Here is an 11,624-nt window from a genome sequence, read left to right on the forward strand (position 1 = left end):
CAAGATTTGTAATCTTGCAAGTCCGTAAAATGTATTTATTGTGCCTTTAGTTCTTAAGACTATATCACAAATTTAAAGAGAGAATAATATGCCAATTGATAATGGCGATAAACTACCGCAACAATCATTTATAATTGCTTCTGATAATGGTCCGAAACATGTTGATTTTAATGAATTATTTTCAGGGAAAACAGTTGTAATATTTGGGCTTCCTGGTGCATTTACCCCAACATGTAGCGCCAAACATCTTCCTTCCTATCAAAAAAATGCCGCTGCATTAAATGCAAAAGGCGTTGATAAAATCATCTGTATGTCCGTTAATGATGCGTTTGTGATGCAAGCGTGGGCAAAAAGCCAAGACATAAGCGATGATATTATCATGCTTGCTGATGGTAATTGCGACTTTACCAAGGCATTGGGTCTTGAATTAGATGGCACAAAATTTGGTATGGGAACACGTTGTCAGCGTTTCGCATTATTGGCAAAAGATGGAGTTGTAAGCCGTATTTTCATTGAACAAGCCGGGGAATACAAGGTTTCAGCCGCCGAATATATGTTGGCAAATATATGATTGAGGTAAAGGACTTGAAAAAGCATTTACCGCATCTTTTCGAACTTGCCCGTTTTTTGGTGGTTGGTGGCGGTGGCGCCGTTGTCAATTATTTCATGGTGCAATGGGGCTTAAATGCGTTTCCTAATCTATATAAACCGATAATTACGGTTACATGCCACGCCTTGTTGATTGTACCAGTTTATCTTTTACAGCGCAGCTTTACCTTCCGCTCGGATGCCAATCATGTGCAGGCATTTCCCAAATATTTCACCACCCAATTGGTTTCATTAGGGATTAATTTTACAATTTCGACTATTATTTTCCCAATATTTCACATTGATAATAAAATTGGGGCAATTTTGGTGATTGGTTTGACGTCGATATTGTCAATGTTGGCATTAAAATTCTGGGCATTTAAAAAATGAGCGTAAACGCATTAAATGTGGAAAGCCTTTCCAAAAGTTTTGGCGACAAAAAGGCGGTAAATTCGCTGAACCTATCTCTTGAGGCAGGTGAATTTTATGCTTTTTTGGGTTCAAATGGTGCAGGAAAAACCACAACAATGCGAATGATTTCAGGGCTTTTGGCGCCTGATAGCGGTGCGATTGAGGTTTTCGGCATTAATGTTCTTGAAAACCCAATCCAAGCCAAAGAAATCATGGCGTGGCTTCCTGATGAGCCACTATTATACGATAAATTATCGCCGATTGAATATTTGGAATTTGTGGCAGGTCTATGGAAACTCGACGGTAATCGTGCGGCATCACTTGCCGAAGATTTGCTAAAACGGTTTGAATTATGGGACGTTAAAGACAAAAGATGTGAAGGTTTTTCACGTGGCATGAAGCAAAAAACAGCAATTTGCGGGGCTTTGCTGCATGAGCCAAAGTTGCTCTTGATGGATGAACCTTTTTCAGGGTTAGATGCCGCCATTGCCCGCGATTTAAAAGAATTGTTGAATGAAAAAACCAAAGAGGGTGCAACCATAATTCTTACAACGCATGTTCTTGAAATTGCCGAGAAACTTGCGCGTAAAATTGGCATTATTCACAATGGATTATTGTTATCGCAAGGCACACTTGATGAATTGCGTGAAGAAAATGAAATGGCTGGAAAATCGCTTGAAGATATCTTCCTTACGCTGATTGATAGGCAAAAAGCATGAGCGATGTGGTTTTCAAAACACCGAAATTAAAGCCCGGATCGGCGTTTTGGCTTGCCATAAACCAATTAAAGCGTGAATTTAGAATGCGCCAAAATAATAGCGGCGCAAAGGCAATTATCGGCAGATTGTTTTTTATTGGCATTATCATGCTTGCAATATTTGGGGCCGGGCAATCCGTAAAAATGCTTTATACAGGCGGGTATGAACTTGGCTACGGCTTTTATCTTACCGCAGGAAAAAAACTATTAGGCTTGTTTTCTGGCCTATTATTCATGAGCCTGATGACGGCCTTTATGTATTTTTCCGATCGTGGTGATTTGGATTTATTATTATCATCACCATTAAAACCAAAAGATATTGCCATTGGGCGGATATTGGTAAGCACGTTTCGTACATTGATGATGTTTTTGATGTTTGGCGCAATGTTTCTTGGCAATGCGGCAATAAGTGTTCGCCATGAATTATTCACTTTTATCCCTGTTGCCATTGGCTTGTCATTGTTTGAAGGTGGCGTTGGCTTTATGTTGGCGCGGGCTTTATTATTAAAATTCGGTCTTTCAAATGGTCGCAAGATTTCACAAATCCTTGGCTTTGGCGGCATTGCGGCGGGTACAATATATCTGCAAACTTCGCGCATTAGTCATTCCTCTGGAAAAATGACGGATTTGTTTGCCTATCATGGCAATTATTCAATGACCGATAACATGTTGGTTTGGTTTGGTCATGCGCTTTTGGGCAATTGGGTAAATGCGCTTTTGGTTATGGTGGCAGGCATATTGGTTTTTATGGGCATTATGAATTCGATGGGCAATGCCTTTGCCAAAGATGTCGCAAATATTGCGGGGCAAACCGAATTATCACCAGATGTAAAGCGCAAAAGTAATAAAATCGCTTTTTCAAAAAATGCGGATTTTATTATCCTTCGCAAGGAATTATTATCAATCATGCGCGATCCAATAACGATTGTGCAAATGATTATACCGCTTGCGGCCTTTGTCCCGATATTCATGACATTGTCTGGGAAAAATGACATTGACACGGGCGTGGTACAGTATGTTTTTGCGCCGCTTACTGTCTTTGCAACCGCAACCATGACCTCAACCTTGGCATGGATGGTGGCATCGGTTGAGGAGGCGCGTGACTTATTAAAATCATCGCCCATTAGCATGGCAAGAATCTATTTATTCAAAGGGTTGGTTGCCTTTATTCCCGCATTTTTTGAATTTGCAATTCTTTCGCCAATATTGCTTAAACTTGGCATAATGAAATTTGTGATAATTTTATTCTTCACAATCTTTGCCAATTTATCGGTAATTTTGATTGAATTTGCCAATATAAAACCATCCAGAAGACCTAAAATGATGCAAAAACCAGATAGGGCGATAACAAGCATTATCTTTGTAATGATTTTGGTTTTGATATGGTCAATTGCCGCCGGTGTGGCGCTTTATAATTTCTGGTTTGGGCTTTTGGTTTCACTGCTTGCAATCATTGTTAATTGGTTTGGAATTAATGGCGAAAAAGAAGGGCAAGAAAACCAAATTAAATCTATATGGCAGAAACAATTGGATTCTTCCAAAAGTTAATATATGGGTATTTAATGTCCCGTAATGTTGCCAACCGTTTTGAGCGCGCTTTTCTTGACCAAGTGCTGAACAGAACCTCTATTACCTCGGTGGTAGGGCGCAAAGTTACTTGGGACAAGAAAAAGTCAAATCCTGCGCGTGGCGATATGTGGGCCTGTTGCCCGTTTCATGGCGAAAAAACCCCATCTTTCCACTCGCTTGAAGATCGTGGGATTTACCACTGCTTTGGTTGTGGGGCGACTGGCAATGCCTTTGATTTTCTTATCAATACCGAAAATATGGAATTTTATGAGGCAGTTGAAGAATTGGCGCATCTTGCGGGCATGGAAATTCCAAAATCTGCGGTAATTCCGAAAGAAGTAATTGATAAGACCGAAAGGGTTTATGCCGCACTTGATAAAGCGCGCGAAATTTACGCCGCCGAATTGCAAAACCCTAGTGGAAAATCTGCGCGCGAATATTTGCAGAAACGCGGCCTTAACCAGCGCGATTGGGCAAACTTTTCATTGGGATATTCACCCAATAATCGCACTTTTATACGTGACAAACTTACTGGTCTTGGTTTTGCGCTTGAACACCTTATTGATGCGGGTTTGGTGCGCAAAGGTGATGATGGGCAAACCTATGATTATTTTCGTAACCGCGTCATGTTTGCCATTGAGGATAATAAGGGGCGGGCGATTTCATTTGGTGCGCGCACGCTTGACCCCGATGGCATGCCCAAATACCTAAATGGCCCAGAGAGTGTTGTCTTTTCAAAAGGCAATAATCTATATCGCTATAAAAACGCGCGCTCTTTAATCAAAAGTCATCCATTGGTTATTTCCGAAGGTTATATGGATGTTATTGCGCTTGAAAAAGCAGGTATTCCTGCGGTTGCGCCACTTGGAACCGCACTAACCGAAGAGCAGATGACACTTGCGTGGCGTATGTTTAGTATGCCGATACTTTGCTTTGATGGTGATTCTGCTGGGCAGAATGCGGCGGTGCGTTCGCTAAATCGTGCTTTGCCACTGATAAATTCTTTTAAATCATTCCGCTTTGCAATTTTGCCAAATGGGCAAGATCCAGACGACATAATTAAGAATGAAGGCAAAACGAAATTGCTTGAAGTTTTGTCGAATGCACAAAGCCTTACCCAATTTTTATTTAATTCCGAGGCGGCAAGCATAGGCATAGATAGTGCGGAGGCGCGCGCATCATTACGTAAATCATTGCGTACACGGGCAAACGAAATTAGTGATGAAGACCTTAAAAATGAAGTCAATCTTGAGCTAAAACGCCTATTAGATAAGTCTTTGGGGCGGGATCAGGAAAATACTGCAAAACAAAACTTTACTAATAATCGCAATACTTCATTCACGCGCAATAAAAAAAATTCCTCTTATGAAGCGTCACAAGAGCTTAAGCAAAGCGTGAAACAAAATCCGCAAAATATAAATTCACGCACCGCAATGGTAAAACGAAAACGAAGCCTAACCGACCTTTTGGTGGCTGTAATTTTATGCCCGCAATTGCTTGAATATGGTCTTGAAACGCTCGCGGAATTGGATTTTGGTGATTCTGCACTTGACTCATTGAGAAATGCTATTTTAGACATTAATAATCACGGTGAAACACTTGATTTTCAGACGGTACATCACCATCTGCAATCTTTGAACAACAAACCAGCCATTTTGTTACTGGAGGGCATTAAAAAAATTCCAATCAACCCTTATGTGAAAAAGGGTATGGATTTTGAAACCATTAAAACAAATTGGCACAATGCCTTGCTTCGTGAAGAAGAATTCAAAGCGATTTTTACCGAAACAAAACGTTCTGAATTGGAAAGATTTATCGAAGAGGGCGAAGAAGAGGGGTATCACAAATTTTCAAATCTAATTAACGAACGTCAAAAGTTATCAAAAGACGGTAATTAGGTCGGATTTTTTGTGAAAATAATATTAACTTATGCAATGTAAAGCATAATTAAATGAAATTGCTGGCTTTGGAGGCATCTGGTCTATGACCGAAAAAAACGAAGTTGAACAAATCGAAGATAAAGAGAATTCAGAAAATTCTACATTGGATACCAATGTCGCCGCTGTGAAAAAATTTATTAAAGACGCGAAAAAACGCGGCTTCGTCACGCTTGACGAAATTAATAAATATTTTCCGCAAGATGAATTTTCGTCCGAACAATTGGATGAAATTATGGCGCAATTGTCTGATTTGGGAATTAATATCACTGAAAATGAAGAAGATACAGAATCCGAATCAACTGCGGTAACTGTACAATCTTCAACTTCGGTTGTTGCCACCCAAACCGGTAACACCAAAGAAGGCCAAGACAGAACCGATGATCCGGTTCGTATGTATCTGCGTGAAATGGGTGCGGTTGAGCTTCTTTCCCGTGAGGGTGAGATTGCAATTGCAAAACGTATTGAGGCCGGCCGTGACGCAATGATACGTGGTCTTTGCGAAAGCCCGCTTACATTCGAAGCGATTATGGTATGGCGCGATGAGCTTCAGTCTGGTCGCGTTCTTTTGCGCGAAATTATTGACCTTGAGGCAACATATGGTGCCGAAAACTCAACTGGCCAAGTCGATGAAGAAGAGGACGACGAGGATGAGGAAGAAGATCTTCCAATCGCTCGTGGTGGCGAAGATATTGACGAAGTTGAACTAGAGCGTCGTCGCCAAAAGGCCCGCGAAGAAGCCGAAGAAGACGAGGGTGCGGTTATTTCCATGTCTGCCATGGAGACCGAGCTTCGTGAAGGCATTATGAAAGTGCTTGACGAAATCGCAAGCCACTTTGACGAATTCCGTAATCTTAAGGATCGTTCGGTTGATGCCCGTATTGGCGGCAGAAAATTTTCAACTGATGATGCGGCGGCAATGGAAACATTGCAAAACAAAATCATTGATGAACTAAAGTCATTGAAACTTAACAATGCCCGTATCGAGGCATTGATTGAGCAGCTTTATACAATCAACAAACGCCTAATCCAATCCGAAGCGCGCCTTATGCGTCTTGCGGAAACTTGCGGTGTGGCGCGCCCTGATTTTATCAAAGAGCACCAAGGTCATGAAATGGACTTTGATTGGCTTGATAAAATTTCATCAAAGTCAAAATCATGGACCCGTTTTGCGGGTGAATTCCGTGAAAAAGCCGATGATATTCGCCATGAAATCTTTGCATTGGCATCTGAATCAGGTGTGCCAATCGATGAATTCCGCCGCATTGTGCAAACCGTACAAAAAGGCGAACGTGAAGCGCGTATTGCGAAAAAAGAAATGGTCGAGGCGAACCTTCGCTTGGTTATTTCAATCGCGAAAAAATATACCAACCGTGGTCTGCAATTCCTTGATTTGATTCAAGAAGGCAATATCGGCCTTATGAAGGCGGTTGATAAATTTGAATATCGCCGTGGTTACAAATTCTCAACCTATGCAACATGGTGGATTAGACAGGCAATTACCCGTTCAATCGCCGACCAGGCGCGGACCATTCGTATTCCGGTTCACATGATTGAAACCATCAACAAATTGGTTCGTACTTCGCGCCAAATGTTGCATGAAATCGGTCGTGAACCAACACCTGAAGAATTGGCAACCAAATTATCACTGCCGCTTGAAAAAGTGCGCAAGGTTATGAAAATCGCAAAAGAGCCTATCTCACTTGAAACCCCTGTGGGTGACGAAGAAGATTCACATCTTGGTGATTTCATCGAAGATAAGAATGCGGTTATCCCAATTGATGCCGCCATTCAGTCAAACCTTCGTGAAAACGTTACAATGGTTCTTGCGTCCCTTACCCCGCGTGAGGAACGTGTGCTTAGGATGCGTTTTGGTATTGGCATGAACACCGACCACACCCTCGAAGAGGTTGGTCAACAGTTTAGCGTTACCCGCGAACGTATTCGCCAAATCGAGGCGAAAGCACTACGCAAACTAAAACATCCAAGCCGTTCAAGAAGACTTCGTTCTTTCTTGGATAATTAATTAAAAATTGTCACCCCGCATTTTTTGCGGGGTCTTTTTTACATTTATTTCCATGCCAATCCAACTTACCCCCAAACATAACGAAGCCGCCGGCAATTTGATTAATCTCTTTATCAAATATGCCAAAGCGGGCGAAATCGGCGAAGATGCAGGCTATTTAGCGGCATTTTTGGGATTGATTGCGGGGCGTGAAGTTGCCAAAGAACCCACACAAAATAACGTTGCCGAATTGGTGGAATTTTTAATGTGGGTTGGCGAGGTTTTAAAGTTTTCACCCGTAATTATGGGCGGCGAAACACTATCTGCCGAAGCATCGGACGAAATCCTTAGGCTAATCGCTAAAGAAGCTGCCGAAATTAATGCCGCATTTTTTGATGATTATTTCCCCCCAAATGAACGTGCGAATATAGCACTTTTGGCGGTGGCAAATGCGGTTGAATATTTTGGAAATGATAAAGAGCCATTCACCTTCACAACCGCATCGTCATTGGCATTGGGCGGGTTGGTTTATGGTTCAAATATATCTGTATGATATGGATTAATTATCCAATCTGCGATAATAAATTTATATGGCAATCATGGCAAAGCGAATCCCATATGTTTCCAATTTTTTAAACCATCCGCGTATGTTAATTGCGGCGGGTTTTGGCGTTGTATCTTATTTCACCACACAAAGCTTTTTTCATTTTCGCGATGTTACTGATTTGGTTATTGCGTGGAATGTTGGCGCGCTTATTTACATGCTTTTGTGTATGGAATTGATTTTCTCACCGAATGCAAAAATAAAAACCCGCGCCAAGCAACATGATGAGAATGAATGGGTAATATTACTTGTGTCGTCTTTGGCGGCATTTTCATCGATTGCGGCAATTATTGGTGAATTGGGTGTTGCATCAAAAGCAATTGGATTTTTGAAATTTGTCCATATTGGTATGGCGGTGGTAACACTTTTAAATTCATGGTCATTTATCCATTTGGCATTTACTCTGCACTATGCGCATGAATATTATTCGCACACGGATTGGGAAACAAAGCCAGCAATAATATTCCCGGACACTAAAGAGCCAAATTATTTCGACTTCCTCTATTTTTCGTTTGTAATTGGCACATCGGGGCAGACTGCGGATGTTGCGTTCGGCAATACAAAAACCCGCCGTGTGGGGCTTATTCATTGTATTTTGGCATATTTATTCAATGCCACCATCCTTGCGCTTATGATAAATATCGCGGCCAGCCTAATCGGAAGCTAAAGCGGTTTATCCATCATTACAATGCCTAAGGTCTCACCATTCGGAAGTGGGGTTTCGAGTTTTTCAATCTCTTTATAGCCGTGCTTTTCATAAAACGGCACACCGGTAAGGGTTGCGCCAAGTGCGCATTTTTTAAAACCTGCTTTGCGCGCCGCATTTTCGCAATGTTCAAGAATGACTGCCCCAAGCCCGCGCCGTGCAAAATCGGGGTGAATAAAAAATGCCCGAACGCGCGCGGCATCATTTGCGGGATCAAGTTTTTCTGGTTCGGCGCTGGTAAGTGTATCGGCGCCAAACATTGCCTTGCGATAACTCCAGCCGCCGCAGCCGGCAATTTTACCGCCTACCTCAATAATGAAATAGGTTTGATCTTTTAAAAGATTGGTATCAACCCCAAAAACCGTTCCCAAGGCGGCATCACGTTGGGATTTTGAATATTCACCTGCCTGAAGCCCGTGAACCGATTTTTCGATTAAATCTTTTATTGCGTCTATATCGCCCAAAGTGGCGTTGCGGATGGTTGGTTGTGTCATGCCTAAGATTTGCAAATTTTACAATTGCCCGCAAGTTAATATCTGGCAATTACAATAATTTTGTTCGTAAATACAAAAAAGGAGGCAATTTGATTGCCCCCTTTAAAGTTACTTTTGGAAAGTTTTAACCCGCTGCTTTCTGCCCGCCGCTATGGCGTTCCTTTTTGGCAATTAGGCGGTTTAATGCGCCAACATATGCCTTGGCAGATGCCACCAATGTATCGGCATCCGATGCGCGCGCCGAAGTGACATATTCACCATCAGAAAGCCTAACCGAAACTTCGGCTTGTGCGTCTGTTCCTTCGGTGACCGCGTGAACTTGATAAAGCTCTAGTACCGCATCATGTGGAATTAATGCGCGAATGGCATTAAAGACAGCATCAACAGGGCCATTGCCGCGTTGGGTTGTCCATTTGTTTTCGCCATTAATTTCCAAGTCAAGCTCGGCAGTTTGTGGGCCATCGGTTCCCGCAACCACACGAAGGCGTTTAACCTTTACGGTATCGGCGATATAGGCGGCGGCATCGTCCACAAGGGCAACAATATCATCGTCATAAACGAATTTTTTGCGATCTGCCAAATCTTTGAAGCGTTGGAAGGCATCCAAGAATGCATTATCGGCAAGTTCATAACCAAGTGCCGATAATTTGTCCTTGAACGCATGGCGACCCGAATGTTTGCCCATTACAAGATTGGTTGCACCTTGCCCAACGGTTTCAGGATTCATGATTTCATAGGTTTCGGCATTTTTTAACATGCCGTCTTGGTGAATACCGCTTTCATGGGCAAAGGCGTTTTTGCCAACAATTGCTTTATTGTATTGCACAGGGAAACCAGTAATACGCGAAACCATTTTTGATGCCGTAGTAAGGCGTGTGGTTTCAATCTTGGTTTCATACGGCAAGGCATTGCGACGCACCCGAAGCGCCATGACAATTTCTTCCAATGCCGCATTGCCCGCACGTTCACCAAGGCCATTTATGGCGCATTCAATTTGGCGTGCGCCGTTTAAAACCGCACTCAAAGAATTGGCAACCGCAAGGCCAAGGTCATTATGGCAGTGCGCCGAGAAGATAACCTTGTCCGCACCCGGAACGTTTTCAATCAAATCCTTGAAAATCGCGCCATATTCCTCTGGGAAGGAATAGCCAACAGTATCAGGGATGTTGATTGTGGTTGCGCCCGCCTTGATGGCAATTTCAACCGCACGGCGCAAAAAGTCACGCTCGGTACGGGTGGCATCTTCGGCCGACCATTCAACCTCGGCAACTAAATTACGTGCCAAAGTGACGGAATCATGGATTTTTTCCAAAACTTTTTCCGGCTCCATTTGCAATTTATATTTCATATGCAAAGGGGAGGTGGAAATGAATGTATGAATCCGTGACCGCGCCGCAGGTTTAACTGCCTCAGCACAGCGTTCAATATCTTTTTGACCTGCGCGTGAAAGCCCGCAAATCGTGCTTTCTTTGATGATTTTGGAAATGGCGTTTACTGCCTCGAAATCACCTTGCGAAGCGATTGGAAAACCTGCTTCGATAATATCAACGCGCATATCTTCCAGGAGTTTTGCAAGATCCAATTTTTCTTCAAGTGTCATTGATGCGCCTGGGGATTGTTCACCATCACGCATTGTTGTGTCGAAGATAAATACTTGCTCGCTCACTGTAAAATTCCTTTCTCTTCCGCGAAAATTTTGCGGAAGCGACAAAATAGTGAAATTTTTTGCCTTTTCAAGTTAAAAAAGTGCTTTTGAGAGGAAAATATGTCTAATTTTCCTGCTTTTGCTCTGCGGCAATTTGACGTTTAAGGAAAAACGGGCGAACTACGAATACAATCAGCGCCCAAATGGCGGCGGCGGCAATGAAAAACAATATAGCAGACAGGTTTTCACCTTGTAAAACTTTGCCGATTCCATGTGCGCCAAATGCCACCAAAAGGATTTTTGGCAAAATGCCCAATCCGGTTCCGGCAATGAACCATGATGCCCGAACATTTGATGCACCCAAAGCAAGATTTACCAAAATGAATGGGCCGGTTGGAACTTGGCGTACCATAAAACTGGTTAGGAATCCATTATTTCCAATAAAACTTAAAAGTCGTCCGCCTTTTGTGCCAATTAGTTTACGAACGGCGTCGGCGCCACCTAAACGCCCGATGATATAGCCAACAGTTGCCGAAACCATTGTGGCAACCCATGACATTATAACCCCTTCGGATGTGCCAAAAACGGCAACTGTAGCGGCGATTAAAACAAATTGTGGCGCACCCAAAAATGCCAAAAGTGTGAACATTGCGGTTACAGCAATTGCCGACCACCATTGACCACGCAGACCACGTAAAAAATCCGCCAAATCACCTTGGTTAAAGTCAATAAAAAACATACCAACCGCAAGGACAACGCCCGCTACACTAAAAAGTGCAAATGCAATCCACACCGCTTTTTGCGATGTCGATTCCATTTCGGTAAAATATTTTATTGCTTTATCAAAAATCTTTGGCATCGCCCGCCATATAAAGCATTTTGCCAAATATTGAAATTAATTTGGCATT

At 42.6% G+C, this 11,624-nt stretch carries 11 protein-coding genes; 8 read left to right on the forward strand and 3 right to left on the reverse strand.

The genetic code is table 11. From position 1 onward, the window contains the following. Positions 1 to 88 precede the first annotated feature (88 nt). The 8 genes from KXV15_RS06420 (at position 89) to KXV15_RS06455 (ending at position 8,538) form a co-directional block, all read left to right on the forward strand. Entirely contained in the window at positions 89 to 571 is a 483-nt protein-coding gene (locus KXV15_RS06420) for a peroxiredoxin (protein ID WP_240007349.1), read from the forward strand. Continuing rightward, complete coding sequence (locus KXV15_RS06425; protein ID WP_240007350.1) at positions 568 to 978, forward strand: GtrA family protein; 411 nt, start codon at positions 568 to 570, stop codon at positions 976 to 978. Before KXV15_RS06420 ends, KXV15_RS06425 begins: the two co-directional genes overlap by 4 nt. Continuing rightward, positions 975 to 1,718, forward strand: a complete 744-nt coding sequence (locus KXV15_RS06430) for an ABC transporter ATP-binding protein (protein ID WP_240007351.1) — start codon at positions 975 to 977, stop codon at positions 1,716 to 1,718. The genes KXV15_RS06425 and KXV15_RS06430 overlap by 4 nt, the downstream gene beginning before the upstream one ends. Next, complete coding sequence (locus tag KXV15_RS06435; RefSeq protein ID WP_240007352.1) at positions 1,715 to 3,304, forward strand: hypothetical protein; 1,590 nt, start codon at positions 1,715 to 1,717, stop codon at positions 3,302 to 3,304. Before KXV15_RS06430 ends, KXV15_RS06435 begins: the two co-directional genes overlap by 4 nt. Positions 3,305 to 3,318: 14 nt before the next feature. Next, a complete protein-coding gene (dnaG, locus tag KXV15_RS06440) occupies positions 3,319 to 5,223 on the forward strand; it encodes a DNA primase (RefSeq protein WP_240007353.1) in 1,905 nt (634 codons plus the stop codon). An 85-nt stretch (positions 5,224 to 5,308) separates the two neighbouring features. Further along, positions 5,309 to 7,288, forward strand: coding sequence for an RNA polymerase sigma factor RpoD (gene rpoD, locus KXV15_RS06445; protein ID WP_240007354.1), 1,980 nt, complete (start codon positions 5,309 to 5,311; stop codon positions 7,286 to 7,288). Between the two features lie 52 nt (positions 7,289 to 7,340). Further along, a complete protein-coding gene (locus KXV15_RS06450; RefSeq protein ID WP_240007355.1) occupies positions 7,341 to 7,820 on the forward strand; it encodes a hypothetical protein in 480 nt (159 codons plus the stop codon). A 46-nt stretch (positions 7,821 to 7,866) separates the two neighbouring features. Further along, a complete protein-coding gene (locus KXV15_RS06455; RefSeq protein ID WP_240007356.1) occupies positions 7,867 to 8,538 on the forward strand; it encodes a DUF1345 domain-containing protein in 672 nt (223 codons plus the stop codon). Here KXV15_RS06455 and KXV15_RS06460 read toward each other — a convergent pair. The 3 genes from KXV15_RS06460 to KXV15_RS06470 all read right to left on the reverse strand — a co-directional run bounded on the left by KXV15_RS06460 (position 8,535) and on the right by KXV15_RS06470 (position 11,575). Beyond that, on the reverse strand, positions 8,535 to 9,071 hold the full coding sequence (locus KXV15_RS06460; RefSeq protein ID WP_240007357.1) for a GNAT family N-acetyltransferase: 537 nt from the start codon (positions 9,069 to 9,071) through the stop codon (positions 8,535 to 8,537). The genes KXV15_RS06455 and KXV15_RS06460 overlap by 4 nt on opposite strands. A 124-nt stretch (positions 9,072 to 9,195) precedes the next feature. Then, positions 9,196 to 10,737 (reverse strand): 2-isopropylmalate synthase, encoded by a 1,542-nt coding sequence (locus KXV15_RS06465; RefSeq protein WP_338050424.1) that lies wholly within the window; start codon positions 10,735 to 10,737, stop codon positions 9,196 to 9,198. Between the two features lie 103 nt (positions 10,738 to 10,840). Then, the gene (locus KXV15_RS06470; protein ID WP_240007358.1) at positions 10,841 to 11,575 is read right to left on the reverse strand and encodes a TVP38/TMEM64 family protein; all 735 of its coding nucleotides are present in this window, start codon (positions 11,573 to 11,575) and stop codon (positions 10,841 to 10,843) included. Positions 11,576 to 11,624 lie beyond the last annotated feature (49 nt).

The sequence above is a fragment of the Pseudaquidulcibacter saccharophilus genome (assembly GCF_019455445.1).
Classification (GTDB): Bacteria; Pseudomonadota; Alphaproteobacteria; order Caulobacterales; family Aquidulcibacteraceae; genus Pseudaquidulcibacter; species Pseudaquidulcibacter saccharophilus.